This window comes from Citrobacter sp. Cpo032, from assembly GCF_030332975.1.
Classification (GTDB): domain Bacteria; phylum Pseudomonadota; class Gammaproteobacteria; order Enterobacterales; family Enterobacteriaceae; genus Citrobacter; species Citrobacter portucalensis.
Genome location: NZ_JAOWGU010000049.1, coordinates 85,171 through 109,832, shown reverse-complemented (window position 1 = coordinate 109,832; position 24,662 = coordinate 85,171). Strand labels below are relative to the sequence as shown.

27 protein-coding genes are annotated in these 24,662 nt (G+C 50.4%); 15 read left to right on the top strand and 12 right to left on the bottom strand.

Going from position 1 to position 24,662, the window contains the following annotated elements:
* Genes flgD through flgB form a run of 3 tightly spaced genes read right to left on the bottom strand, consistent with a single transcriptional unit; the run spans position 1 to position 1,535 of the window.
* Complete coding sequence (flgD, locus tag OGY33_RS18980; protein ID WP_003832158.1) at positions 1–699, bottom strand: flagellar hook assembly protein FlgD; 699 nt, start codon at positions 697–699, stop codon at positions 1–3.
* An 11-nt stretch (positions 700–710) separates the two neighbouring features.
* Positions 711–1,115, bottom strand: a complete 405-nt coding sequence (gene flgC, locus OGY33_RS18975) for a flagellar basal body rod protein FlgC (RefSeq protein ID WP_003036191.1) — start codon at positions 1,113–1,115, stop codon at positions 711–713.
* 3 nt (positions 1,116–1,118) lie between these two features.
* Entirely contained in the window at positions 1,119–1,535 is a 417-nt protein-coding gene (flgB, locus tag OGY33_RS18970; protein ID WP_003036189.1) for a flagellar basal body rod protein FlgB, read from the bottom strand.
* 157 nt (positions 1,536–1,692) lie between these two features.
* Here flgB and flgA point away from each other — a divergent pair, with 157 nt between their 5' ends.
* From flgA to flgN, 3 genes are all read left to right on the top strand, one after another.
* A complete protein-coding gene (gene flgA / locus OGY33_RS18965; protein ID WP_191238637.1) occupies positions 1,693–2,352 on the top strand; it encodes a flagellar basal body P-ring formation chaperone FlgA in 660 nt (219 codons plus the stop codon).
* A gap of 93 nt (positions 2,353–2,445) precedes the next feature.
* Positions 2,446–2,739, top strand: a complete 294-nt coding sequence (gene flgM / locus OGY33_RS18960) for a flagellar biosynthesis anti-sigma factor FlgM (protein ID WP_048214469.1) — start codon at positions 2,446–2,448, stop codon at positions 2,737–2,739.
* 3 nt (positions 2,740–2,742) lie between these two features.
* Positions 2,743–3,165, top strand: a complete 423-nt coding sequence (flgN, locus tag OGY33_RS18955; RefSeq protein ID WP_003036178.1) for a flagella biosynthesis chaperone FlgN — start codon at positions 2,743–2,745, stop codon at positions 3,163–3,165.
* Between the two features lie 85 nt (positions 3,166–3,250).
* Here flgN and murJ read toward each other — a convergent pair whose 3' ends face one another.
* The 4 genes from murJ to rimJ all read right to left on the bottom strand — a co-directional run bounded on the left by murJ (position 3,251) and on the right by rimJ (position 7,200).
* Positions 3,251–4,786: a murein biosynthesis integral membrane protein MurJ gene (gene murJ / locus OGY33_RS18950; RefSeq protein WP_003832150.1), complete on the bottom strand. Its 1,536-nt coding sequence runs from the start codon at positions 4,784–4,786 to the stop codon at positions 3,251–3,253.
* Positions 4,787–5,008: 222 nt separating this feature from the next.
* Entirely contained in the window at positions 5,009–5,932 is a 924-nt protein-coding gene (locus OGY33_RS18945; protein WP_191238638.1) for a Gfo/Idh/MocA family protein, read from the bottom strand.
* A gap of 1 nt (position 5,933) precedes the next feature.
* On the bottom strand, positions 5,934–6,581 hold the full coding sequence (locus OGY33_RS18940; protein ID WP_032942953.1) for a YceH family protein: 648 nt from the start codon (positions 6,579–6,581) through the stop codon (positions 5,934–5,936).
* 34 nt (positions 6,582–6,615) lie between these two features.
* Positions 6,616–7,200 (bottom strand): ribosomal protein S5-alanine N-acetyltransferase, encoded by a 585-nt coding sequence (gene rimJ, locus OGY33_RS18935; RefSeq protein WP_003832145.1) that lies wholly within the window; start codon positions 7,198–7,200, stop codon positions 6,616–6,618.
* Between the two features lie 259 nt (positions 7,201–7,459).
* Between rimJ and mdtH the strand changes: the two genes are divergently transcribed.
* The 9 genes from mdtH (at position 7,460) to OGY33_RS18890 (ending at position 14,204) form a co-directional block, all read left to right on the top strand.
* Entirely contained in the window at positions 7,460–8,668 is a 1,209-nt protein-coding gene (gene mdtH, locus OGY33_RS18930; RefSeq protein WP_003832142.1) for a multidrug efflux MFS transporter MdtH, read from the top strand.
* A gap of 114 nt (positions 8,669–8,782) precedes the next feature.
* A complete protein-coding gene (locus OGY33_RS18925; RefSeq protein WP_020996498.1) occupies positions 8,783–9,343 on the top strand; it encodes a lipoprotein in 561 nt (186 codons plus the stop codon).
* A gap of 104 nt (positions 9,344–9,447) precedes the next feature.
* A complete protein-coding gene (pyrC, locus tag OGY33_RS18920; RefSeq protein WP_149608144.1) occupies positions 9,448–10,494 on the top strand; it encodes a dihydroorotase in 1,047 nt (348 codons plus the stop codon).
* A 65-nt stretch (positions 10,495–10,559) separates the two neighbouring features.
* Positions 10,560–10,805: a DNA damage-inducible protein I gene (dinI, locus tag OGY33_RS18915; RefSeq protein ID WP_003036157.1), complete on the top strand. Its 246-nt coding sequence runs from the start codon at positions 10,560–10,562 to the stop codon at positions 10,803–10,805.
* 340 nt (positions 10,806–11,145) lie between these two features.
* Positions 11,146–11,400, top strand: coding sequence for a biofilm formation regulator BssS (bssS, locus tag OGY33_RS18910; RefSeq protein ID WP_003036154.1), 255 nt, complete (start codon positions 11,146–11,148; stop codon positions 11,398–11,400).
* A gap of 113 nt (positions 11,401–11,513) precedes the next feature.
* Positions 11,514–12,629, top strand: coding sequence for an N-methyl-L-tryptophan oxidase (gene solA, locus OGY33_RS18905; protein ID WP_103014532.1), 1,116 nt, complete (start codon positions 11,514–11,516; stop codon positions 12,627–12,629).
* A 55-nt stretch (positions 12,630–12,684) separates the two neighbouring features.
* Positions 12,685–12,798: a YceO family protein gene (locus OGY33_RS18900; protein ID WP_003036148.1), complete on the top strand. Its 114-nt coding sequence runs from the start codon at positions 12,685–12,687 to the stop codon at positions 12,796–12,798.
* 262 nt (positions 12,799–13,060) lie between these two features.
* Positions 13,061–13,627: a cytochrome b gene (locus OGY33_RS18895; RefSeq protein ID WP_048214474.1), complete on the top strand. Its 567-nt coding sequence runs from the start codon at positions 13,061–13,063 to the stop codon at positions 13,625–13,627.
* Between the two features lies 1 nt (position 13,628).
* Positions 13,629–14,204 (top strand): YceI family protein, encoded by a 576-nt coding sequence (locus OGY33_RS18890; RefSeq protein WP_103014531.1) that lies wholly within the window; start codon positions 13,629–13,631, stop codon positions 14,202–14,204.
* 45 nt (positions 14,205–14,249) lie between these two features.
* Here the strand turns inward: OGY33_RS18890 and trhO are convergent, their stop codons facing one another.
* The gene (gene trhO, locus OGY33_RS18885) at positions 14,250–15,302 is read right to left on the bottom strand and encodes an oxygen-dependent tRNA uridine(34) hydroxylase TrhO (protein WP_048226980.1); all 1,053 of its coding nucleotides are present in this window, start codon (positions 15,300–15,302) and stop codon (positions 14,250–14,252) included.
* A gap of 220 nt (positions 15,303–15,522) precedes the next feature.
* Here trhO and OGY33_RS18880 point away from each other — a divergent pair, with 220 nt between their 5' ends.
* Positions 15,523–16,443: a Kdo(2)-lipid IV(A) acyltransferase gene (locus OGY33_RS18880; protein ID WP_003036136.1), complete on the top strand. Its 921-nt coding sequence runs from the start codon at positions 15,523–15,525 to the stop codon at positions 16,441–16,443.
* Between the two features lie 155 nt (positions 16,444–16,598).
* Positions 16,599–17,819 (top strand): multidrug efflux MFS transporter MdtG, encoded by a 1,221-nt coding sequence (mdtG, locus tag OGY33_RS18875; protein ID WP_048226982.1) that lies wholly within the window; start codon positions 16,599–16,601, stop codon positions 17,817–17,819.
* Between the two features lie 64 nt (positions 17,820–17,883).
* Here mdtG and OGY33_RS18870 read toward each other — a convergent pair whose 3' ends face one another.
* Positions 17,884–19,215, bottom strand: coding sequence for a sensor domain-containing diguanylate cyclase (locus OGY33_RS18870; protein WP_048216333.1), 1,332 nt, complete (start codon positions 19,213–19,215; stop codon positions 17,884–17,886).
* Positions 19,216–19,906: 691 nt separating this feature from the next.
* Here OGY33_RS18870 and OGY33_RS18865 point away from each other — a divergent pair.
* Complete coding sequence (locus OGY33_RS18865) at positions 19,907–20,284, top strand: MysB family protein (protein ID WP_008784346.1); 378 nt, start codon at positions 19,907–19,909, stop codon at positions 20,282–20,284.
* Here the strand turns inward: OGY33_RS18865 and OGY33_RS18860 are convergent, their stop codons facing one another.
* The 3 genes from OGY33_RS18860 to mdoG all read right to left on the bottom strand — a co-directional run bounded on the left by OGY33_RS18860 (position 20,285) and on the right by mdoG (position 24,645).
* Complete coding sequence (locus OGY33_RS18860) at positions 20,285–20,512, bottom strand: YceK/YidQ family lipoprotein (protein WP_003832117.1); 228 nt, start codon at positions 20,510–20,512, stop codon at positions 20,285–20,287.
* 76 nt (positions 20,513–20,588) lie between these two features.
* On the bottom strand, positions 20,589–23,117 hold the full coding sequence (gene mdoH / locus OGY33_RS18855; protein ID WP_032941800.1) for a glucans biosynthesis glucosyltransferase MdoH: 2,529 nt from the start codon (positions 23,115–23,117) through the stop codon (positions 20,589–20,591).
* Positions 23,110–24,645, bottom strand: a complete 1,536-nt coding sequence (gene mdoG, locus OGY33_RS18850) for a glucans biosynthesis protein MdoG (protein WP_191239026.1) — start codon at positions 24,643–24,645, stop codon at positions 23,110–23,112. Before mdoG ends, mdoH begins: the two co-directional genes overlap by 8 nt.
* Positions 24,646–24,662: the final 17 nt, after the last annotated feature.

Genomic DNA, 24,662 nt, shown 5'->3' with positions numbered 1-24,662 from the left:
TTAAATTATCTGCCGTACTTCGTCGAGGGTGGTGGTTCCATAAGTGCCCAGATCCAGCGTATTACCGCCGTTACTGCGAATAACGCCCTGCACCAGCGCAAACTGAAGCGGCTGTGCCACCAGTTGCGTTCCGCCATTACTGGCAGCAATTGACACGTTGTAAGAACCGCTTGGTGCATCCGTGCCATCGGTCATGGTGCCGTCCCAGGTAAAGGTATGAACGCCCGCTTTCAATCCACCAATGTCAATGGTGCGTACCACTTTGCCGTCTTTATCGGTAATGGTTGCGGTAACCTTATCTGCCGGTTGCTGCAGCTCAACGCCAAATGGTGTTGTCGTAGTTTTGGCACCTTCTTCTGTCCCTTTACCGGTCAGAATGGTCGTACCCGGGATCATGACACCGTGGCCAATCAGCGTACTGGCCTGCAGCGACTGACTGTTGTCGATCTGCCCAGAGATCGATCCCAGCGTAGTGTTCAGTTTCTCAATCCCGCTCACGGTACTGATTTGCGCCAACTGGGTAGTCAGTTCGTTGTTTTGCAACGGGTTGGTAGGATCCTGGTTTTTCAGTTGTGCAACCAGCAGCGTAAGAAAGCTGCTTTGCAGGTCAGCGGCGTTGCTGCCCGTCAGGGAGCTGTTCCCCGTGGCGGCATTAACCCCCGTTGTGCTCGGGTCATTCATTTTTACAGCAATAGACATGTGCGCCTCCTTTACTGGCCTAGCGTCAGCGTTTTAAGCATCAAGCTTTTCACGGTGTTGAGCACTTCGACGTTTGCCTGGTAGCTACGTGAGGCAGACATGGTGTTGACCATCTCGCCAACAACGTCCACATTCGGCATTTTTACGTAGCCGTTCGCATCGGCCAGCGGATTACCGGGTTCATAAACCAGCTTATCCGGCGCCTGACTTTCAATGACGTCAGCAACTTTTACGCCACCGGTTGCCGCGCCTGGCGCAGCATCTACCTGAAAAACAACCTGCTTCGCGCGATACGGCTGACCGTCGGGTCCGCTGACGCTATCCGCATTCGCCATATTGCTGGCCGCGACGTTCAGGCGTTTAGACTGAGCCGTCAGCGCAGAACCTGCGATATCAAAAATATTTAACAGCGCCACGAATTAGTTCCCTCCTTGCAGCACGTTCATCATGCCTTTGATTTGTCCACCCAGCGCCGTCAGCCCCATTTGATATTTGAGGCTGTTGTCTGCAAATTGCGTGCGCTCCCGGTCCATATCTACCGTGTTGCCATCAAGAGACGGCTGGTCAGGAATACGGTAGAGCAGCTCCGTAGACGGCGCAGAAACGGTCTGGGCTGGGATGTGTTGTGCAGAGGTCAGCGTCAACGAAACGCCGCCGGTTTCTTCCCGTCCTCGCACCATGACTTTTTTTAATTCACTGGCGAAATCCAGATCGCGCGCCTGGTACCCCGGCGTGTCGGCATTGGCAATGTTGGCCGCCAATATTTCCTGGCGTTGGGCGCGCAAATTCAGCGCTTCCTGTTGAAAACGTAAGGCGGCGTCGAGCTTATCGAGCATATCTCCTCCGCAAATGACAAAATTCAGCCGACAGCTTAAATCCCATTACGCGCGCGTTATCGCCGGAATAAACGCAAAATGCGTCGCTATTTGTTGCGTTGATGACTGCGTCACACAGGTAAAATCCTGCCACTACCTGAAAAAGCGCGAGGTTTTGATGCAAACGTTTAAACGTGGAATAGTCGTGGCAGCACTGCTGTTCAGCCCTATGACGCTGGCGCAAGACCTGAATTCGCAGCTAACGGCATGGTTTTCCCAGCGCCTGGCCGGATTTAGCGATGAGGTGGTGGTCACTATCCGAACGTCACCAAACTTATTGCCCAACTGCGAACAACCAGCATTAAGCGTGTCAGGTAGCGCGAAACTGTGGGGCAATGTGAATGTGCTGGCCCGCTGTGCCAACGAAAAACGTTATCTGCAAGTGAACGTGCAGGCGACGGGAAACTACGTTGTTGCCGCTGCGTCCGTAGCGCGAGGTAGCACCCTGACCCCAGCCAGCGTAACGCTGAAACGTGGTCGACTGGACCAACTACCGCCGCGCGCGGTGCTGGATATGAGTCAGGTGCAGGATGCAGTGAGCCTGCGCGATCTGGTGCCGGGCCAACCGATACAGCTTTCGATGTTGCGCCAGGCATGGCGGATCAAGGCCGGTCAGCGCGTAATGGTTATTGCCAACGGAGATGGCTTTCGGGTCAATGCCGAAGGTAAAGCGCTGAACAACGCCGCTGTCGCACAGAATGCACGAGTGCGGATGATTTCAGGCCAGGTGGTGAGCGGCGTCGTCGATTCTGATGGGAATATTCTTATTAACCTATAATAGGTTAAAGATTTTTTAGCGTGTGCCGATAGATAAACAACCAATGATTACAGCGGGCCGCTATAGCGTAACCCCTCGATGAGGAAAAATAAAATGAGCATTGATCGTACCTCACCATTGAAGCCAGTAAGCACCGTTCAGCCGCGTGAAACCAGCGATGCGCCGGTACAAAAAGCGCTGAAGGAAAAAACCACCGCGACCACCAGCACCAGCGTCATGCTGAGCGACGCCCAGGCCAAACTGATGCAGCCCGGCAGCAATGACATCAATATGGAACGCGTGGAAGCACTGAAAACCGCAATCCGTAACGGTGAATTGAAAATGGATACCGGAAAAATTGCCGACTCGCTGATTCGCGAGGCGCAGAGCTACCTACAGAGTAAATAAAGTATGACTCGTTTGTCAGAAATACTTGACCAGATGACGACCGTCCTCAATGACCTGAAAACGGTAATGGATGCTGAACAGCAGCAGCTTTCCGCAGGGCATATCAACGGCAGCCAGCTACAACGTATTACAGAAGAAAAAAGCTCCTTGCTGGCAACCCTTGATTATCTTGAGCAGCAGCGCCGCCTGGAACATGACGCCACGCGCAGCGCCAATGATGAGATTGCTGAACGCTGGCAGACTATCACCAAGAAAACACAGCATTTACGCGACCTCAACCAGCACAACGGTTGGCTGCTGGAAGGGCAGATCGAGCGTAATCAACAAGCAATACAAGTGCTGAAACCGCACCAGGAACCGGCGTTGTATGGCGCAAACGGTCAAACCTCTGCTGCGCACCGCGGCGGGAAAAAATTCTCTATTTGATGTCAGCCTGATAACGTTTTGCTTATCAGGCCTACGCCTTTTGTAGGCCGGATACGGCGTTATGCCGCCATCCGGCATTGATTCATTACGCCGTCCGGCGCACAAACTCTTTTACTTTAAAGCCCAGTACGGCGAGAGCTGCGAAGTAAGCGGCAATACCTGCCACCACGACCGCCATCAGACGCAGCAGACGCCACAACATCGTTCCCTGCGACCAATCCGGCATGATGTAGAGCATCCCAACCAGCACCGCAGACATCACCAGCACGGAAATCACCAGACGCGCCAGGAACCAGCTCCAGCCCGGTTGTGGGGTAAAGATTTTCTGTTTCCGCAGTTGCCAGTACAGCAGTGAAGCGTTCAGACATGCCGCCAGACCAATCGACAGCGACAATCCGGCATGCTTTAACGGCCCGATAAACGCCAGGTTCATCACCTGGGTCATAATCAGCGTCACAATGGCAATCTTCACTGGCGTTTTAATATCCTGGCGCGAGTAAAAGCCCGGAGCCAACACTTTCACCACGATCAAGCCAATCAAACCTACCGAGTACGCCACCAGCGCACGCTGGGTCATCGCGGCATCAAAGGCGGTAAATTTACCGTACTGGAACAGAGACACCGTCAGCGGTTTGGCCAGAATACCCAACGCTACGGCACTCGGTAATGCCAACAGGAAACACAAGCGCAGGCCCCAGTCCATCAGGCGACAATATTCATCATGATTACCGCTGGAAAAGCTTTTGGACAGCGATGGCAGCAGGATAGTCCCCAGCGCCACGCCCAGAACACCGGACGGAAACTCCATCAGACGGTCGGCATAATACATCCATGAAACTGAGCCAGAGGCCAGAAACGAGGCGAAAATCGTATTGATGATCAGTGAAATCTGGCTGACCGATACCCCAAGGATCGCCGGGCCCATTTGCTTGACGACACGCATCGCCCCCGCATCACGGAAGTTCACGCGCGGCAGCACCAGCATGCCAATTTTCTTCAAGTGCGGAAGCTGATAAATCAGCTGTAGCACGCCGCCAACCGTAACGGCCCACGCCAGCGCCAGCACCGGCGGGTTAAAATAGGGTGCCGCAAATAGCGCGAAGCCGATCATGCTGATATTCAGAAAGGTCGGGGCAAACGCAGGAATGGAAAAGCGGTTCCAGGTATTAAGGATCGCACCAACCAGTGAGGCCAGTGAAATCAGTAGAATATAGGGAAAAGTGATCCGCAGCAGTTGAGTGGTCAGCGCAAATTTATCCGCTGTGTCGGCAAATCCCGGCGCGGTGACTAATATCACCCATGGCGCAGCCAACATCCCGGCTACCGTCACCACGGCCAGCGCCAGCGTCAACAGTCCGGAAACGTAGGCAACAAACACGCGGGTAGCATCTTCCCCCTGCTTGCTTTTGTACTCAGCAAGAATCGGCACAAATGCCTGCGAAAATGCGCCTTCGGCAAAAATTCGGCGCAACAGGTTAGGAAGTTTGAATGCCACAAAAAAGGCATCTGTCGCCATCCCTGCACCAAAGATTCTGGCGACAATCGCATCACGCGCAAAACCCAGCACACGTGAAAACATCGTCATCGAGCTGACGGCTGCCAGCGACTTTAATAAATTCATCTATGTTGTATTCCAGACTCTGAGGCAAAACCCCGACAAACCTGCCCGTAGGTCGGATAAGGCATTCTCGCCGCCATCCGACACTTTTGCTGTGCCTGATGGCGACACCCTGGCACCTTATCAGGCCGACAAACCAGCCTATGGTTGAAAAGAGGTGTTATTTTGAGTGGGCATATAGTACCTGGATTACAATGAATTACTACCGCCAGATGTTACAGGGGGTTATTCAGCCATCGCCTCCCGCCACAGCTTTTCAACAACACGCTGGGCCAGTAGCGCCTGCTCGCCTGCCGTCTGGGGAACCGTCTGATTTTGCACGCACTCAATGAAATGACGCGCACATCCGGCAAAACCACGCTGTTCTAAGGTCGTTTGCCAGCCCGCTATCGGCTTATGAACAACACCTTGCCCACGCTCTTCCCGCCATTCCCGCATATCAGTGACGTCAATCAGGCCGCCGTCCGTCACCGCCTGCACGCTCTCGCGCTGGCTACCGGCACGGCGATGCATACTGGTCGTTATCTGCATTTGACCGACAGAAAAATGATGCTCGGCGTAGAGCATCGCACCAGATTCATTGGTCAGCAGCGTGCCGTTATTTAACTGCGCCTGCCCTCCCGCCAGCCACAAAGCGGTATCGACCACGTGCAGATAGTCGTCCAGCAGAGTGAAGCGCAGATCGTGCGGCCCAACGCTATCCGTACGGTGCTTATCCATACGTACAGACGCTGCGGTGCCCAACTGGGTTTTGAGCTCCTGGTACAGCGGTGCAAATCGACGGTTAAACCCGACCATCAGCGTGAGTTTTTTCCGCGCGGCCAGCTCGACCAGTTGCTCAGCCTCGTGCAGGTTTTCCGCCAGCGGTTTATCCACATACACGTGAACTCCGGCATTCAGCAATTCACTGACTACCGCATAGTGCGTCGCGGTACTGGAGTGGACGAAAACCGCGTCGCAGGTTTGCGCCAGATTCTTCAATGAATCCACGTAGGGTATTCGCCAGGTATCACAGATACGCTGCGCTTTATCGCGCGAAGGTGAAAAGGCGCCTTGCAGCGTCCAGTCCGCGGAGGTGCCTAGCACGGGTAGCCAGGCCTTTTGCGCAATACCGCCCAGGCCGACTACGCCGATACGTAATTTATTCACGTTAGTCTCCCAGGTGCGCCAGCAAGGAATCAAGTCGCTGCTTAAGCTCTGCGACTTCCGTTTCCAGCGCTTCCACGCGCGCCTGCAGATCACCGGAGGCTACAGGGAGTTCATCTGCCGCGGCAATGGCTTCATCAACCTCACCACAAAACAGGTGCATATAGCGACTTTCACGTTTGCCCGGCTCACGCGACAGGCGGATCACATAAGGCCCATCTTCCCGGTTCGCCAGATTTTCCAGCGTCGACTCCACTTCGGCCATATCGCTGAATTCGTACATACGGGATGCGCGGCTACGCAGTTCACCAGGCGTCTGAGCGCCCCGCAGCAGCAGTGTGGTGATTATGGCCACCTCTGCGGCACTAAGCTTCAGATTGCCAAATTCAGAGTTGCAGAAACGCTGCTCATATTTCGTGACGCGATTGCCAAAACCGCTCACCGTGCGCAGAAAATGTCGCTTAACCAGGTTATCCAACTGCTCCTGCACGTCCGATTCCGACAGGTTCATCACCGGTTCACGATTCGTTTTTTGATTGCAGGCTGTTACGACTCCATTAACGGAGAGTGGGTACTGTTCCGGCGTGGTCACTTGTTTTTCTAATAAACAGCCAATCACTCGTGCTTCGGTGGCGGTTAATTCGTATTTCATCGTCTTCTCCATTAATCATGGCTGCATCTGAAACTTAGCGGCCGGGGGTCCATTCTGATGTGGTCAACGCCGTCAGCACGTGATCGCGCCACTGCCCGTCAATCAGCAGGTAGTCTTTGGCATACCCTTCTTTTTCAAAACCCAGTCGCGCCAGCAGGTCACCGCTGCGCTTATTATGTGGCATGTAGTTAGCCATAATGCGGTGAATATGCTGCGTGCGCTGCATATAACGGATGGCCGAGGTTAAGGCTTCATACATTAGCCCCTGCCCCTGCCATTTCTGCGCAATGGAGTAGCCGAGATAACAGGCATGGAAGGATCCCCGCACCACGTTTGAGAAGTTCGCAACGCCGATAATCTCTTTTTCGTCCGGATCGAGCAGCGCAAAATAATAGGCGGTGCCCTGTTTATGAAACTCAGAGATCATGCTCAGACGCGCCTGCCAGCCGGACGGATAGCAGTGGCTTTCATCGCGAATAGGTTCCCAGGGTTTTAAGAAATGACGATTTTCTGCGTAATAATCTGCCAGACGCCAGGCATCACGCTCATGCACTAAACGCACGACCAGGCGGTCGGTGGTTAAGCGCACTTTTGGCACGTTACTGCGATAGCCAAACATTCTATACCTACTCCTTCCCGTAACGTCTTCAATACGCTATTCGCATTACTATACCTGTGCGAATACGCCCTGTGAAAAGAGCAAAATGCCATTTTTTGAATTATTCACACATTTTGATGAAAACTCTCTATCAAGACGGACTTTTGATAAAAAAATATTGTCCCGCGAAGGGTGGGAAAAGCGATGACGACACCGCAGAATAGGAGGTGCTTATCTTTTAAACTCTATCCAGAGTGACGAGTTTTTCCCTGGAGGGGAAATGTCGCAAGTCTCGCAGGCAAGGAACCTGGGTAAATACTTCCTTCTCATCGATAATATGCTGGTCGTACTGGGTTTCTTCGTCGTTTTCCCGCTGATCTCAATTCGTTTCGTCGACCAAATGGGCTGGGCCGCCGTGATGGTCGGTATTGCACTAGGATTACGTCAATTTATCCAGCAGGGGTTGGGTATTTTCGGCGGTGCTATTGCGGACCGTTTCGGTGCAAAACCGATGATCGTCACCGGCATGCTGATGCGCGCTGCCGGGTTCGCCACCATGGGCATTGCCCATGAGCCGTGGCTGCTGTGGTTTTCCTGCTTTCTCTCCGGACTGGGCGGTACACTATTCGACCCACCCCGCTCGGCGCTGGTGGTTAAACTGATCCGCCCGGAAAAGCGTGGGCGCTTTTTCTCTATTCTGATGATGCAGGATAGCGCCGGGGCCGTGGTTGGCGCGTTGCTTGGCAGTTGGTTATTGCAATACGATTTTCGTCTCGTCTGTGCCACCGGCGCAATTTTGTTCGTTCTTTGCGCGGCGTTTAACGCCTGGCTGCTCCCGGCATGGAAGCTGTCGACGGTGAAAATTCCAGTGCGCGAAGGGATGAGCCACGTGATGCATGACAAGCGCTTTGTCACGTATGTGCTGACGCTGGCGGGCTATTACATGCTGGCGGTACAGGTGATGCTGATGCTGCCAATCATGGTGAACGACATCGCAGGTTCACCGGCCGCTGTGAAATGGATGTATGCCATCGAGGCGTGCCTCTCATTGACGCTGCTCTACCCAATTGCCCGCTGGAGTGAAAAACGTTTTCGCCTTGAACATCGTCTGATGGCCGGTCTGCTGGTGATGTCTCTGAGCATGATGCCGATCGGTCTGGTGGGGAATTTGCAGCAGTTGTTCACCCTGATCTGTACATTCTATATTGGCTCGATCATCGCCGAACCAGCGCGTGAAACCCTTAGCGCCTCACTGGCGAATGCACGTGCCCGAGGAAGCTATATGGGCTTCAGTCGACTGGGGCTCGCTATCGGTGGCGCAATTGGATATATCGGCGGCGGCTGGCTGTTTGACATGGGCAAGGCCCTGGCACAGCCTGAGTTGCCCTGGATGATGCTCGGTATTATCGGCCTCATCACCTTCCTGGCGCTGGGCTGGCAATTCAGTCTCAAACGCCCAACGAGAGGCATGCTGGAGCCAGACGCCTGATAGCCGAACCTGCTTCCGGGCGCTTTTCAGTTTTTTCTGCTGGCGCCCGGGGCGCTGGTACTCGATGATGCTTTGTGTCACGATTACGCCACATGCATCATGTTGAGGAACCCCATGAAAAAGTTTTTTTTTGCCGCTGCGCTGATTGTCAGCGGCCTGTTGGTTGGTTGTAATCAACTCACGCAATACACGGTTAGCGAGCAAGAAATTAATCAGGCCCTGGCAAAGCATAATAACTTTTCTAAAGATATCGGCTTGCCCGGCGTTGCTGAAGCACACATCGTACTAAATAATCTCGCCAGTCAGATTGGCCGTGAAGAACCCAATAAAGTGACCCTGACCGGTGACGCCAACCTGGACATGAATTCCCTGTTTGGCAGCCAGAAAGCGACCATGAAGCTGAAGTTAAAAGCCTTACCGGTATTTAACAAAGAGAAAGGCGCAATTTATCTGCAAGAGATGGAAGTCGTGGATGCGACCGTGACACCAGAAAAAATGCAGTCGGTACTGCAAACGCTGATGCCTTATTTAAACCAGTCGCTGCGTAACTATTTCAACCAGCAGCCAGCCTACATTCTGCAGGATGACAGTAGCCAGGGTGAAGCTCTGGCGAAAAAACTGGCGAAGGGAATTGAGGTGAAACCGGGGGAAATCATCATCCCGTTCACCGACTAATAAAACTGAGGGCGCCGATGCGCCCTTTTTTTTCGTGCAAACGAAAACGTTTCCGCTTATCCTTTGTTTCCGGCAAAAAGACTATCCTCAGCCGGAGCATATTGATGACTGCACCATCCCAGGTTTTAAAGATCCGCCGCCCAGACGACTGGCATCTTCACTTTCGCGATGGCGACATGTTAAAAACTGTCGTGCCCTACACCAGTGAAATTTATGGTCGCGCCATTGTCATGCCGAACCTGGCACCGCCCGTCACCACGGTTGACGCGGCTATCTCTTATCGCCAGCGCATTCTTGACGCGGTACCTGCCGGACACGACTTCACACCATTAATGACCTGCTACTTAACGGATACGCTGGATCCCAACGAGCTGGAACGTGGATTTAACGAAGGCGTATTCACCGCAGCAAAACTCTATCCGGCCAATGCCACCACCAACTCGACGCATGGCGTAACCTCTATTGACGCCATCATGCCGGTGCTGGAGAGGATGGAAAAATTGGGTATGCCGCTGCTGGTGCACGGCGAAGTGACGCATGCAGATATCGATATTTTCGATCGCGAAGCGCGCTTTATTGAAACGGTGATGGAACCGCTGCGCCAGCGTTTGACCTCGCTGAAAGTAGTATTCGAGCATATCACTACCAGAGATGCTGCCGAATACGTGCGCGACGGTAACGAGCTTCTGGCAGCGACTATTACGCCACAGCACCTGATGTTTAACCGCAACCACATGCTGGTTGGCGGGATTCGTCCTCACCTGTACTGCCTGCCGATCCTCAAACGTAACGTCCACCAACAGGCGCTGCGTGAACTGGTTGCCAGCGGGTTTACGCGCGCCTTCCTCGGTACCGACTCAGCGCCGCACGCACGTCATCGCAAAGAGTCAAGCTGTGGCTGTGCTGGATGCTTTAATGCACCGACCGCACTAGGCAGCTATGCCACCGTGTTTGAAGAGATGAATGCGCTGGACCATTTCGAAGCCTTCTGCTCACTCAACGGCCCACAGTTCTATGGTTTGCCGGTAAATGAGACCTTTATTGAGCTGGAACGCATGGAGCACCTTGTTCCTGAGAGCATAGCGTTGGAAGACGATACGCTGGTGCCTTTCCTGGGTGGCGAAACGGTACGCTGGTCAGTAAAAAGCTAAAAAAAGTGTAGCCAACTGATTCGAATAACTGTATAAATAAACAGTATATTCAACAGGGGGCTACTATGCGTATTGAAGTCACTATTGCCAAAACTTCACCTTTACCTGCCGGTGCAATTGACGCACTGGCAGGTGAACTCTCCCGCCGTATTCAGCACCATTTTCCGGATAACGAAGGTAACGTTACCGTCCGTTATGCCGGCGCAAACAATCTGTCGGTTATTGGCGCGACCAAAGAGGACAAAGAACGCATCAGCGAGATCCTACAGGAAACCTGGGAAAGCGCGGATGACTGGTTCATCAACGAATAAATAACGATATGCAGTGATGTTTGTTTGCCGGGTCGCCCCGGCTTTTTTATACACGCTATCTTGTAATCAATCGCGCATTTCTTCTGACGAGCATTTAATTTAATATTAACCCACCGATTATCTTTTAACCAAAACAACAAAATAATTGTGCAACATACTAAAAAAAAATGAATAACATGTCGGTTTCTTAGTCAGATAACGCTGAAAACAAAAATTTTATGCCCTTCCCTCTTTAAATTTTCAATGAATACCCTTATTTATTGATATACTGAAGTTGCTTCAGAAAAAAACGCATTGAACCTCGAAAACCGTTGTCTAGTAACACGAATTAGGGGGCATGATGGAAAAGAATAATGAAGTCATTCAGACTCATCCGCTTGTAGGGTGGGACATCAGCACTGTTGATAGCTACGATGCGCTGATGCTGCGTTTGCACTACCAAACCCCGAACCGCCCTGACCCGGATGGGACTGAAGTTGGTCAAACGCTCTGGTTAACCACTGATGTTGCCAGGCAATTTATTTCGATATTAGAAGCAGGAATCGCCAAAATTGAATCTGGCGATTACCAGGTAAATGAGTATCAGCGACATTAAACCTGATACATCCAACCATCAAAGGCACCTTAGCGGTGCCTTTCTTATTTCCAGGTTGAATATTCCAGGTCAGTTATTTACCCTTCTACTATCGCGATTGCAGAGAGAAGCGGATGAAATACGACTTAATCATTATTGGCAGCGGTTCGGTAGGCGCCGCAGCTGGATACTATGCCACTCGTGCCGGTCTGAAGGTTCTGATGATCGATGCGCATATGCCACCACATCAACAGGGCAGCCACCACGGCGATACTCGATTAATTCGTCATGCTTATGGCGAAGGCGAAAAATACGTTCCGCTGGTGCTACGTGCGCAAACATTGTGGGATGAACTGTCCACCCATAATGAAGAACCGATTTTTGTTCGCTCCGGAGTTATCAACCTCGGTCCGGCAAAGTCAACCTTCATAGCAACTGCAGCGCAAAGCGCAAAACAGTGGCAACTTAACGTTGAACAATTAGATGCAGCGGCCATCATGGCTCGCTGGCCGGAAATTCGCGTTCCTGACAACTATATCGGTCTGTTTGAAGCGGAGTCCGGTTTTTTACGCAGTGAGTTAGCAATTAAAACCTGGATCCGTCTGGCGGAAGAAGCAGGCTGTGCGCAACTGTTTAAATGCCCGGTCAGCGCAATTCATCACGGTGATGATGGCATCACGGTAGAAACGGCTGACGGTGACTACCATGCGAAAAAAGCAGTGATCAGCGCCGGTACCTGGGTGCAGGCTTTAGTCCCTGAACTACCGATACAACCGGTGCGCAAAGTGTTCGCCTGGTATCAGGCCGATGGGCGCTACAGCGTTAAGAATAACTTCCCGGCTTTCACCGGCGAGCTGCCAAATGGCGATCAATACTACGGTTTCCCGGCTGAAAACGACGAGCTGAAAATTGGTAAGCACAATGGCGGACAGGTAATCCATTCTGCAGAAGAGCGTAAGCCATTTGCCGCTGTAGCCAGCGACGGTTCTGAAGCCTTCCCATTCCTGCGCACAATTCTGCCTGGCGTTGGCTGTTGCCTGCACGGCGCATCCTGCACTTACGATAATTCACCAGATGAAGACTTTATAATTGATACTCTGCCTGAACATGACAACACGCTGATCATTACCGGACTGAGCGGACATGGCTTTAAGTTTGCCTCTGTACTGGGAGAGATTGCGGCAGACTTCGCTCAGGACAAACCGTCTGACTTTGACCTGACCCCCTTCAGGCTAAGCCGTTTTAAGTGATAATAAATGAATGGCCTCGTTGGTGAGGCCATTTTTAATGACAGGAATAACGTCAATGCGCCGTATCTTTCACTATCTGGTTAATAATATTCGCGAGCATCTTATGCTCTACATTATTTTATGGTCACTGCTGGCCATTATGGATGTAATATATATTATGTTTTTCTGATTCCTGCGCGCTGACAATAATTGACAAAAATTGAGATTAGCTTAATTTTCATTGCAATAAACTGAATAATAACAAAAACCATAACATCCCATAGACTAAGCCCCGCCACATATTTTCGCACTAATCCCTTGATGATTACCTCAACAATCAGTCAACTTTATTGAATAAAAAATAAATATCATCACTATTGTTATTTATTAGTTGCATTAATGTCTTTTACACGCCATTTTCATTCACTTCTGAAATATCAATCGGTGTGCTTATGCAATTCAATAATACTCCACAGCGCTATGGCGTAGTGTCAGCCACATTACATTGGCTGATTGCGATTGCTGTATATGGCATGTTTGCGTTGGGGTTATGGATGGTCACGCTCAGCTATTACGACGGCTGGTATCACCAGGCTCCCGAACTGCATAAAAGCATCGGCATCCTACTCATGATGGGACTGGTTATCCGCGTTGTCTGGCGGTTGTTCTCCCCTCCGCCTGCTGCGTTGGCAAGCTACTCCCGTTTGACCCGTATCGCAGCGGCACTGGGTCACCTCGCACTTTATTTGCTGCTCTTTTCGATTGTCATCAGTGGATATCTGATTTCCACCGCAGATGGCAAAGCGATAAGCGTCTTTGGCTGGTTCGACATTCCCGCCACCCTGGCCAATGCAGGTACCCAGGCCGACCTCGCCGGTAGCTTGCACCTGTGGCTTGCGTGGACCGTGGTGATTTTATCCCTACTACACGGACTGATGGCCCTGAAACATCACTTTATTGATAACGACGATACCCTCAATCGCATGTTGGGAAAATCGTCATCTGACTATGGAGCTTAAAATGAAAAAAAACCTGCTGGGACTTACACTCGCTTCTCTTTTATTCACCACCGGGTCGGCCGTGGCGGCAGATTACAAAATTGACAAGGAAGGACAGCATGCCTTTGTTAATTTCCGTATTCAGCATCTGGGTTACAGCTGGCTGTACGGCACTTTCAAAGATTTCGACGGTACGTTTACCTTTGATGAGAAAAATCCCGCAGCCGATAAGGTTAACGTAACCATCAACACCAACAGCGTTGACACTAATCACGCCGAACGCGACAAGCATCTGCGCAGTGCAGATTTCCTTAACGTGGCAAAATTCCCGCAGGCGACCTTCAGCTCCACCAGCGTGAAAAAAGAGGGGAATGACCTGGATATCACCGGTAATTTGACCCTGAACGGCGTTACTAAACCGGTTACGCTGGACGCGAAGCTCATCGGTCAGGGTGGCGATCCCTGGGGCGGTACGCGCGCTGGTTTTGAAGCGCAAGGTAAGATTAAGCTGAAGGATTTCAACATCTCCACCGATCTCGGCCCTGCATCGCAGGAAGTCGATTTGATCATCTCAGTGGAAGGTGTTCAGCAGAAGTAACGCATGAATTACCGGATGAGGTACTACCCCTCATCCGGCATCATGTTATTGCGCAGGGTCTGGAATACCCAGTTTGGTATTCAGGTGACCGCGTGATTTATTGAAGATTTTATTGCCATTTTCACGCCCCGCACGACGACGCCGTTGTTCCTCTTCCGGCAACTCACTCTCTTCGCTACACAGCTCGCTACAGCAGCCTTTATATTTTTGCGCACAAGCCGGGCACTGAATAAACAACAGATGGCAGCCATCATTTTTGCAATTAGTATGGCTATCGCACGCCGTGCCGCACTGATGGCAATGCGCGATAACATCTTCAGAGATCCTTTCGCCCATACGCTCATCAAAGACAAAGTTTTTACCGACAAAACGTACCGGAAGCCCCTGTTCACGCGCCTTGCGGGCATATTCAATAATACCGCCCTCAATGTGCCAGACTTTGCTAAATCCATTGTGTTTCATCCAGGCGCTGGCTTTCTCACAGCGGATCCCACCCGTGCAGTACATCACGATTTTTTTATCTTTATGCGCCTGCATCATTTCAACCGCTTTCGGCAACTGGTCGCGGAACGTGTCTGCCGGTATCTCCAGCGCATTCTCGAAATGACCCACCTCATATTCATAGTGGTTGCGCATATCAATGAATACCGCGTCAGGATCGTCCAACATGGCGTTCACTTCAGCCGCCTTCAGGTAGTCACCCACGTTGCTGGCGTCAAAGTCTGGATCGTCAATACCATCCGCCACGATACGTTCGCGGACTTTCATACGCAGTACCCAGAACGATTTACCGTCATCATCCAGCGCTATATTCAGACGTAAATCCTTCAATGCAGCATCAAACGCATAGAGCTGCTGGCGAAATGCCTCGACGTTGCTTTGCGGTACGCTGATTTGCGCGTTAATTCCTTCATGGGCAAGATATACTCGCCCAAAGACGTTCAATGCGGTGAACATCTGGTACAGCGCATCACGCGTGTGCTGAGGATTGGCAATGGTGAAATATTTATAGAATGAGATTGTCGTGCGCGGCTCGGTCTCGGCCAGCATTTTAGCTTTGAGGGCGTCGTTCGAAATGCGGTTGTGTAACACTGGCATGGTGTACGTATCCTGCAAATAAGGAATAAATGAAAATCGGCGGCATAATAAAGCAAACATCGCCAATTTACATCCACACATTTTACGCTACATTTCATACTTCACGATAAAATCGCAACAACAATTGCGGAATTAATCACCGTTCTCCCGTCACAAATTTTTGATACGCGCGAAAAAATGCGACAATACAGGGAATTGGTCGTTTGAAGACAGGATAGACATGACGAATTTACCCAAGTTTTCGGCTGCGTTACTGCATCCACGTTATTGGTTAACCTGGCTGGGTATTGGCATCCTTTGGTTAATCGTGCAGTTACCCTACCCCATCCTCTTTAAGTTGGGCTGTGCGTTAGGTCGACTGGCGCTACGTTTGATGAAACGTCGGGCAAAAATTGTTTCCCGAAATCTGGAACTGTGCTTCCCGCAGATGAGTGAGCAGGAACGCCAGCAGATGGTCGTCAAGAACTTCGAATCCGTAGGCATGGGCGTAATGGAAACCGGGATGGCCTGGTTTTGGTCCGATAAGCGTATTTCGCGCTGGACGGAAGTGATCGGAATGGAACATATCCGTGACGTTCAGGCGCAAAAACGCGGGATTCTGTTAGTGGGTCTGCACTTTTTGACTCTGGAACTGGGTGCGCGCCAGTTTGGCTTGCAGGAGCCGGGTATTGGTGTGTATCGCCCTAACGACAATCCGCTGCTGGACTGGCTACAAACCTGGGGCCGCATGCGCTCGAATAAATCAATGCTTGATCGTAAGGACTTGAAAGGAATGATTAAAGCGTTGAAAAAGGGCGAAGTGGTCTGGTACGCGCCGGATCATGATTACGGCCCTCGCGCCAGCGTGTTTGTACCACTTTTTGCAGTTGAACAAGCCGCAACAACCTCAGGGACCTGGATGCTTTCGCGCATGTCCAATGCCTGCCTGGTACCGTTTGTTCCCCGCCGCAAACCTGACGGTAAAGGGTATCAATTGATTATGTTGCCTCCAGAATGCTCACCACCGTTGGACGACGCAGAAACCACTGCTGCGTGGATGAACAAAATTGTTGAGCAATGCATAATGATGGCGCCAGAGCAGTATATGTGGCTGCATCGTCGCTTCAAGACGCGTCCTGAAGGCTCCCCTTCTCTGTACTGACGTAGTGTTGCAGTCCAGTGGGCTGCAACACCCTCCCAACCCGTTTTAGGTTTAACTGCTATCCGCATTGCAGCAACTATCAACCAGGCGCATAATTAGCCTGCTTACTTATATTCAATCGATAGCGCAAACAGCGCATCACACTGCGGATCGCTATGTCACCCTCAGATGCCCCCATAAACTGGAAACGCAACCTCACCGTTGCCTGGTTAGGTTGTTTTTTAACCGGAGCAGCATTTAGCCTGGTCATGCCCTTTTTGCCTCTTTACGTCGAGAGTCTCGGCGTCACGGGTCATAGCGCCCTGAATATGTGGTCAGGCCTGGTCTTCAGCATCACCTTTCTCTTTTCAGCCATTGCCTCTCCTTTCTGGGGTGGCCTTGCCGATCGCAAAGGACGAAAAATCATGCTGCTGCGTTCCGCGTTGGGCATGGCAATTGTGATGCTGCTGATGGGACTGGCGCAAAATATCTGGCAGTTCTTAATCCTGCGCGCCTTGTTAGGGCTGCTTGGTGGATTCATCCCCAATGCGAATGCACTGATCGCCACCCAGGTTCCACGCAATAAAAGCGGCTGGGCACTGGGAACGCTTTCAACCGGTGGCGTTAGTGGCGCACTGCTCGGGCCGCTAGCGGGCGGGCTGCTCGCGGATCAGTACGGATTACGCCCTGTATTTTTCATCACCGCCAGCGTGCTGCTGGTCTGCTTCATCCTGACGCTATTTTTTATCCGCGAGCGTTTCCAGCCAGTGAGCAAGAAAGAGATGCTGCACATTCGTGAAGTCGTGGCCTCTTTAAAGAACCCCAAACTGGTGCTGAGCCTGTTTATCACCACTTTGATCATTCAGGTAGCCACCGGTTCTATCGCACCAATACTGACCCTGTACGTTCGAGAGTTGGCTGGCAACGTCAGCAATATTGCGTTTATCAGTGGGATGATAGCCTCTGTCCCCGGCGTTGCGGCATTAATCAGCGCCCCAAAACTTGGCAGATTAGGCGATCGAATTGGCCCGGAGAAGATCCTGATCGTCGCACTGATCGTTTCTGTGTTACTGCTTATTCCAATGTCATTTGTCCATACGCCCTGGCAGCTTGGTGTTCTGCGCTTTTTATTGGGTGCGGCCGACGGCGCTCTGCTCCCGGCGGTACAAACGCTGCTGGTTTACAACTCGACCAATCAAATAGCTGGACGTATTTTCAGTTATAATCAGTCATTTCGCGATATCGGTAACGTAACAGGACCTCTAATGGGGGCAGCGATATCCGCCAACTACGGTTTTCGTGCCGTTTTCTGTGTGACCGCGGGCGTCGTACTGTTTAACGCCCTGTACTCGTGGAATAGCCTGCGCCGTCGTCGGAGTACAGAGATCGTGGGATGATTTGTGTATTTGTATTCGCCGGTTCGGAATAATAAACTTATCTTATACGGCGTATATTTCAACCTTAATGATAATAGTAACACACCTTATTTCTGCCAGAATTTTTGGCTTCATACAAAGCGGCATCGGCGTATGAAACAACTTTATCCGCTGATTCATCATCAATTTTGCTGCAATATACACCGATACTGATCGTCATTTTTTCCTTTAACTCATATGAGTTTGGTATTGTCGTACCATTCTCTACATTTCGCCTAATTCGCTCTGCAACAACAATTGCCTCATCTTTATCGTTACACTTAAGAAGGATCGCAAATTCTTCACCGCCTACTCTGGCAAAAATATCCGTATCTCTGATTGATTTATTGACAATATCGACAATGCTGATTATCACTCTGTCACCTTCCTGATGACCGTAAGTATCATTAATCCGTTTGAATTTATCAATATCCAGAACCATTACACATACTGTGCCTTTTGCTAATGATGATTTTAATGACTTATAGAATAGTTTACGATTATATATTTTAGTCATTGCGTCTTTAATAGCTGAATCCGTTTCTTTTTTTAAGATGATGAAGGTGTTGTACATCAGTATTGAGATTATACACAGGGCACTTATCACCTCAATCCCCCGGCTTACATACCAAATATACATGCTATATTCATCCAGGCTCAGAAGTAGTACATTGGTCAATATTGCTGAGCAACACAGTAGCCCTATACTTTTCCACAAGATGTTATGCGTTCTGGTTTTAATGATTAAATACAACAGGACCAGTCCCCAGGATACAATAAGCGAATAAATGTACCCAATATGCCAGTGCACGGTGACATTATCAGGCTTCAGGCTTGTGATCTCGAGTGTAAAATTAGGGTTGTAACTTGCCAGAGCGTGCGCCACCACCGCGATAACAAGCATGATTAAAAAAGACAGAACGATATAGCAAGGTTCTCTTTCTTTGGTTTCAATAACTGTCGAGGATACTTTATAAGATTTTAATGAAACAAATAGCAGAGCAATGAAACTAATCTGCCGAAAGTAATAGAATATGGCTATATCGTTAGTTCTTTTTTCGATTGAGGCATAATCATTAATCAAGTCCTGAACGATGTAGATAGTCTCGATGAAAAATATGTTATTCCCAAGAAACGCCATACCTAATATCATAAGGCAGGTGAGATCTTTTCTACAAAGATACTGGAATAACATAAACAGGAAAATTATCCCATATAAAAAGAACAACCCTACAATTATAATCAGATATACTGTTTGCGGGACACTTTGTATCGTTGATTTAAATTGTGTAAGACACACTCCACCAAGAACATAGCTAGCCAAACAGATTATATAGAAAGCCATTAACCTTCTATTATTTGAATTGCCGTTATCCATAACAACCTTAAGGGCTTTCTTAATTTTGCATTTTATATAATAAAGCATAAGATTTTGCAAACTATTATATCTGCACAGATTCAATGACACTAATTCATTTCTTATTTAATGGTTTCTTATAGATTTATAACCTTTGTCATTAATAATATTTAATTATGTATACTTTTTAAGTATCACTCACACCATTCACAGCCCCCATACACAAAAGATACTTTGTCACTACCAGAGACACCACTAAGTTTAGCCACTTTCATTGATTGCACCTGCGACACTTCCGTATTGGGCATTAATTTTCTTCTTTGTTTTTATTAAGTTATGAAATATTACGTCATAAGCGATCGGATTCCCTCTCTAAAACACATAAAAAATAACGTTCAACCCTGAAGATTTCCTTATATAACGTCATTTTTTAATTTTTTGATTTTCATTACTACATTGCAAATCACATACATTACTATTTTTTCTTGAATTTTTTTCCTGATATTACGTCGGCTTCAGTATCTGCCAATGTAAATTTTTCATAAACAACCGAAGTTACTTTCCCCCAGTCTCGTAGGCATTGCAGGCAGTAATCATCTGATTGAATGAACCATGCAGCTAATGGGTTTGACGCTCTGCGGATCGCCGTCTATAGATTGAATCATCCCCCTTTATTGTTCGCCTTAGGAGAAGAAATATGGCAAAGAATGACATGAATTTTTATGCCACGTTGGAAGAGGCTATTGATGCAGCTCGTGAAGTGTTTCTGGCTGATAACCCTGACCTTGAGTCAGACGACGCCAGCGTTCAACAGCTAAGCGTCCAAAAATACGTGCTACAGGATGGCGACATTATGTGGCAGGCGGAATTCTTTGCTGACGAGGATGATGTAGATGGTGAATGTCTTCCAATCCTGAGCGGGGAAGCGGCCCAGAGCGTTTTTGATGGCGACTATGATGAAATTGAAATCCGCCAGGAGTGGCAGGAAGAAAATACGCTTCACGAATGGGATGAAGGTGAATTCCAGCTGGAACCTCCCCTTGATACTGAAGAGGGACAGACCGCAGCCGATGAATGGGATGAGCGATAATTACTCGTAAGGTCCATGATGTATGTCGAGCGGCAGCAGCAACGTATCAAACACCAGCGAAAATGGCAGATCGAGGATAGTGACGTAGCGCCATGCGGAGTCCCTAACATCCCATTGCACGCCAGGATAGTATTGGTTTCCGTGTCCTTGCCCTGGGATGGTACGACTAATAATGCTGCCGCATCCGCTCAGGAAGAAGATCATTATTCCTACAGCCAATATTCGCACCTGCTACCTCACGACTCATTCTATTCAATATAAAAAAATACCGGCACCAGGCCGGTATTTTCACGTTACAGAACGCTTATTTTTTCCTGAGCGCCAGCGGGTTCAGTGTCAGTCCCTGATAGTAGTTCACCCACGAAGAATACTTATCAGGTGAATTCCAGACACGGTAATGTAAACGCGCCATGGTCACCGGATCGCTCAACAACACCAGGCGACGATCGCGATTCAGTTTCTCCGGCGTTTCGTTCAGTGCCTGTTCCACATGACGATCGCGTGCAATCTCCAGCACGTTGCTGGCGCGGTGGCGTGCAGTCGCCATGGCCGTGGCCAGTGCGTTAAACGACGGATTAAACACCGCATGCATAAAGCCATCGTCCAGCGTACGTTTACGGTTCATCACCAGATAAGTATCGGTATCCACCAGCACCTGCGGCGGAGAATACTCTTCCGGGATCAGGAACAGCTTCCAGCGCTTGGTACGTAACCCCACCGTGGAACGGCTGGAAATCACGGAAACAAACGGTGACAGGATCAGCGAGAAGACAATCGGTGCCAGCCAGAACAGGAAACGCAGATCCAGCCAGGCCATACCCACAGCCCACACCAGCCCCAGCAGTAACTGAGAACCGTGACGCATAAACGCTTCACCCCACGGGGTCGAATCGTCATCACGCTGCGGCGAATTCCACACAACTTCCCAACCGAGGAAGGCGCTTACAACGAAGACGGTGTGGAACAACATACGCACCGGCGCCAGCAACACGGAGAACAGAACTTCCAACAGTAGCGACAGCGTGACGCGGATAAACCCGCCGTACTCTTTCGTCCCTTTACACCAGATGAGCAAAATACTCAGCAGCTTCGGCAGGAACAGCAGCACCATCGTTGAAGCAAACAGCGCGATCGCCAGTTCAGGTCGCCATTGCGGCCATACCGGGAACAGCTGACGCGGTTGCAGGAAGTACTGCGGCTCCGTCAACGCATGCACCACCTGCAATGCGGTAGAGAGCGCGAGGAACATAAACCAAAGCGGCGCAGACAGATAGGACATTACACCGGTCAGGAATACCGCACGGTGAACCGGGTGCATCCCTTTCACCAGGAACAAACGGAAGTTCATCAGGTTGCCGTGGCACCAGCGGCGGTCACGCTTGAGTTCATCCAGCAGGTTCGGCGGCAGCTCTTCATAAGAGCCCGGCAGATCGTAGGCAATCCACACGCCCCAGCCAGCACGACGCATCAATGCCGCTTCCACGAAGTCATGGGAGAGGATCGATCCCGCAAACGAGCCTTCGCCCGGTAACGGCGCGAGCGCACAGTGCTCGATAAATGGCTTCACGCGGATAATTGCGTTGTGGCCCCAGTAGTGTGATTCCCCTAACTGCCAGAAGTGAAGCCCGGCGGTAAACAGCGGTCCATAAACACGGGTCGCAAACTGCTGGCAGCGCGCATACAGCGTATCCATACCGGAAGCCTTCGGTGAAGACTGGATAATCCCGGCATTCGGATTCGCTTCCATCAGACGCACCAGGCCGCTCAGACAGTCACCACTCATCACTGAGTCAGCGTCCAGCACCACCATGTAGCTGTACTGATTTCCCCAGCGACGACAGAAGTCATCAATGTTGCCGCTTTTACGCTTCACGCGACGACGACGACGGCGGTAGAAAATCTGCCCTTCGCCCTGCACTTCGGCAATCAGCTCCATCCACGCTTTTTGTTCTGCTACGCAGATATCAGGGTTGTAGCTGTCGCTCAGGATATAAACATCGAAATGTTCGGCGTTGCCCGTTGCTTTGACCGATTCCCACGTAGCGCGCAGTCCCGCAAATACGCGATCAACGTCTTCGTTACAAATAGGCATAATCAGCGCGGTACGGTGTTCAGGATTCAGCGGTTCGTCCCCAACCGTTGAGGCCGAAATACTGTACTTATCTCGTCCAATCAACAGTTGCAAGAAGCCCATCAGCGCAGTCCAGAATCCCGCAGACACCCAACAGAAAAGCACAGCAAACAAAATAAGAATGCCGGTCTGGAGCATGTAGGGCAGCAATTGCATAAAGGAGACCCATAAATCCTGCCCCATCATGTCTACCGGATTAATAAATGCCCACCCCTGATACGGGAGGATCGTCTTCATATACCAGGTTGCTACGACCGTTTGCGCCAGCGTTAGAATCAACAGCGTATAGCGGCGGATGGTGCCTACGGTACGCCATTTTTGCTCGCTTTCCTGTTCTTCTTTCGTCAAACGCGAAAGATAACGCGGCGTCACATCGCGCCCACGCAAGCGATCCCAAAAACGACCAACCGGGTTGGTACGCCAGGGATCGGGGAACATAGAGGTACGCGTCGCTTTTGGCATCGCCTGCAGCTGATCGCGGCCCTCATCGTCCTTAACCAACTGCTCTTTAGCCAAAGAATCCGGCCATGCTTGCTCAAGGCGAGCTTTCACAGAACCCTGCGGTGAATCATCTTCGCGCGAGTAAGTACGATGCTCGGCATCCAACGCCTGATGAACGGCGCGGATGTCAGTTTTCGGCAGTGCCGCTTTCTCGATATCCGAAAGCGGCATTGCGTCAATATACTCAGTTGTCTTATTCATTGGCAGGTAACTGGTAGCTCCAGGTTTCACTCAGCGTCTGATCGGCATTGACCAAGGCAGCACGCATTTCAGTGGTTTTCTTCACGTCTTTCACTTTCACGCGCAGCATCAAACGCCAACCTTTAGATACCGGGTTATAGCGCACAGTGCTTTCAACGATTTCACCGTTGTCGCCAATACTGGTTTGTGCGGTAACCGGGGTATCCTGCGGCAGCTTTTTCATATCTGTGCCGATAAAGTCCACCACAAACGCGATGGTACCGTCAGGCTGACGAATCAGGTTGGACTGTTTTACATCACCGGTAGAACGACGAGTCTGCTGTACCCAGGCGCTTTCCGGCGCATGAAGCTTGTCTTCATCACGCGTGAACGTCAAAGTGTACTTGAAGTTCATCTCTTTGCCCGCTTCAGGCAGTTGATCCGGCGTCCAGTACGCAACGATGTTATCGTTCGTTTCATCGTTAGTTGGGATTTCAACTAACTCAATCTTACCTTTACCCCAGTCACCTTTTGGCGTGATCCAGGCGCTTGGGCGCAGATCGTAACGATCGTCGATATCTTCAAAACGCGAGAACTGACGGCCACGCTGCAACAGTCCGAATCCTTGCGGGTTTTCCATTGCGAAGCTGCTCACCGCGAGATGTTTCGGGTTATTCAGCGGACGCCAAATCCACTCCCCATTGCCCGCGTGGATAGACAAACCGTTAGAATCATGCAGTTCCGGACGATAGTTTGTCGCCGGAGACGGCTGGTTCGGTCCAAACAGGAACATACTGGTTAACGGTGCCACACCCAGTTTGCCCACTTTGTCGCGCAGGTATACTTTGGACTGAACATCCACGACCGTGTCACGACCTGGAATAATGACAAAACGATACGCTCCGGTTGCACGCGGAGAATCCAACAAAGCATAAATGGTTAAACGTTTATCAGTCGGTTTCGGACGCTCGATCCAAAACTCACGGAAGCGGGGAAATTCTTCACCAGAAGGCAGAGCGGTATCAATCGCGAGGCCACGCGCTGACAGGCCGTAGACCTGACCTGCACCCAGAACGCGAAAATAGCTGGCACCGAGCATGCTGACGATTTCATCGTTTTTATCTTTGCTGTTGATCGGATACAGCACTTTGAACCCGGCGAAGCCGAGATCTTTTACCGTGTCTTTATCATGCTGAACATCGCCAAAATTAAAATAATCCGGGCTGTATTTGATTCTTTTCACCGCCGTGGCGGTAACTTCGTTGATTTTGACCGGCGTGTCGAAGTACATACCCTGGTGGTAGAACTCGAGCTTAAATGGGGTCTTGAGATTGCTCCAGTACGCTTTATCGCGATTGAACTGGATCTGTTGATAATCCGCATATTTCATGTCGCGGAAAACGGAGGGCAAGTTACTTTTTGGCGCCTCATAGCCTTTCCCGGCTAAGGATTGAGCTTGTTTTGCAACATCATCAATACTGAACGCCCAGCTCGATGATGTATACAGCGTTAACATGACTGCTGCACCCAACCAACGCATTTTCATCATTTGTAGTTTATGTTTCA

What these genes read in the sequence shown, in the direction of transcription:
- OGY33_RS18895 (WP_048214474.1), top strand. Translation starts at nt 13,061, where the DNA reads ATGCAATTCAATAATACTCCACAGCGCTATGGCGTAGTGTCAGCCACA.
- solA (WP_103014532.1), top strand. Translation starts at nt 11,514, where the DNA reads ATGAAATACGACTTAATCATTATTGGCAGCGGTTCGGTAGGCGCCGCA.
- flgD (WP_003832158.1), bottom strand. Translation starts at nt 699, where the DNA reads ATGTCTATTGCTGTAAAAATGAATGACCCGAGCACAACGGGGGTTAAT.
- OGY33_RS18880 (WP_003036136.1), top strand. Translation starts at nt 15,523, where the DNA reads ATGACGAATTTACCCAAGTTTTCGGCTGCGTTACTGCATCCACGTTAT.
- flgN (WP_003036178.1), top strand. Translation starts at nt 2,743, where the DNA reads ATGACTCGTTTGTCAGAAATACTTGACCAGATGACGACCGTCCTCAAT.
- flgM (WP_048214469.1), top strand. Translation starts at nt 2,446, where the DNA reads ATGAGCATTGATCGTACCTCACCATTGAAGCCAGTAAGCACCGTTCAG.
- OGY33_RS18900 (WP_003036148.1), top strand. Translation starts at nt 12,685, where the DNA reads ATGCGCCGTATCTTTCACTATCTGGTTAATAATATTCGCGAGCATCTT.
- rimJ (WP_003832145.1), bottom strand. Translation starts at nt 7,200, where the DNA reads ATGTTTGGCTATCGCAGTAACGTGCCAAAAGTGCGCTTAACCACCGAC.
- OGY33_RS18870 (WP_048216333.1), bottom strand. Translation starts at nt 19,215, where the DNA reads ATGGATAACGGCAATTCAAATAATAGAAGGTTAATGGCTTTCTATATA.
- OGY33_RS18925 (WP_020996498.1), top strand. Translation starts at nt 8,783, where the DNA reads ATGAAAAAGTTTTTTTTTGCCGCTGCGCTGATTGTCAGCGGCCTGTTG.
- pyrC (WP_149608144.1), top strand. Translation starts at nt 9,448, where the DNA reads ATGACTGCACCATCCCAGGTTTTAAAGATCCGCCGCCCAGACGACTGG.
- trhO (WP_048226980.1), bottom strand. Translation starts at nt 15,302, where the DNA reads ATGCCAGTGTTACACAACCGCATTTCGAACGACGCCCTCAAAGCTAAA.
- OGY33_RS18890 (WP_103014531.1), top strand. Translation starts at nt 13,629, where the DNA reads ATGAAAAAAAACCTGCTGGGACTTACACTCGCTTCTCTTTTATTCACC.
- mdtH (WP_003832142.1), top strand. Translation starts at nt 7,460, where the DNA reads ATGTCGCAAGTCTCGCAGGCAAGGAACCTGGGTAAATACTTCCTTCTC.
- flgA (WP_191238637.1), top strand. Translation starts at nt 1,693, where the DNA reads ATGCAAACGTTTAAACGTGGAATAGTCGTGGCAGCACTGCTGTTCAGC.
- murJ (WP_003832150.1), bottom strand. Translation starts at nt 4,786, where the DNA reads ATGAATTTATTAAAGTCGCTGGCAGCCGTCAGCTCGATGACGATGTTT.
- mdoG (WP_191239026.1), bottom strand. Translation starts at nt 24,645, where the DNA reads ATGATGAAAATGCGTTGGTTGGGTGCAGCAGTCATGTTAACGCTGTAT.
- flgB (WP_003036189.1), bottom strand. Translation starts at nt 1,535, where the DNA reads ATGCTCGATAAGCTCGACGCCGCCTTACGTTTTCAACAGGAAGCGCTG.
- bssS (WP_003036154.1), top strand. Translation starts at nt 11,146, where the DNA reads ATGGAAAAGAATAATGAAGTCATTCAGACTCATCCGCTTGTAGGGTGG.
- dinI (WP_003036157.1), top strand. Translation starts at nt 10,560, where the DNA reads ATGCGTATTGAAGTCACTATTGCCAAAACTTCACCTTTACCTGCCGGT.
- OGY33_RS18865 (WP_008784346.1), top strand. Translation starts at nt 19,907, where the DNA reads ATGAATTTTTATGCCACGTTGGAAGAGGCTATTGATGCAGCTCGTGAA.
- mdoH (WP_032941800.1), bottom strand. Translation starts at nt 23,117, where the DNA reads ATGAATAAGACAACTGAGTATATTGACGCAATGCCGCTTTCGGATATC.
- mdtG (WP_048226982.1), top strand. Translation starts at nt 16,599, where the DNA reads ATGTCACCCTCAGATGCCCCCATAAACTGGAAACGCAACCTCACCGTT.
- OGY33_RS18940 (WP_032942953.1), bottom strand. Translation starts at nt 6,581, where the DNA reads ATGAAATACGAATTAACCGCCACCGAAGCACGAGTGATTGGCTGTTTA.